1 protein-coding gene is annotated in these 294 nt (G+C 56.8%); it reads right to left on the reverse strand.

Annotated features, from left to right (window positions below):
* Positions 1–294, reverse strand: a 294-nt coding sequence (locus tag DW640_RS24260) for a TonB-dependent receptor plug domain-containing protein (protein WP_233525484.1), incomplete at both ends; no start/stop codon positions are given.

A 294-nucleotide genomic window follows, 5' to 3' on the forward strand; every position in this document is an offset into this window, starting at 1 on the left:
CCATGACTATAATCCCTCCAAGGGCATCCGAACCGTATCTTACCGCATCGGAGCCCTTGATTACCGAAACAGAGGAGCTGCCGTTCATGTCCACTTCGGGAGCGTGGTCGGCCCCCCATTGCTGCCCAGTCTGGCGGGCACCGTTATGGATGATCAGTATCCGGTTCCCGTACATTCCTTGGATAACGGGTTTGGATACAGTGGTTCCCGTGCTGATGGAACTTACCCCGCTGACACGTTCGAGCAGGGTGGCAAGCGAGGTTCCCAGCGCGTTCCTGATCTCGGGAGATGAAA

It is taken from the genome of Bacteroides sp. AM23-12 (assembly GCF_003434395.1).
Taxonomy (GTDB): domain Bacteria; phylum Bacteroidota; class Bacteroidia; order Bacteroidales; family Bacteroidaceae; genus Bacteroides; species Bacteroides thetaiotaomicron.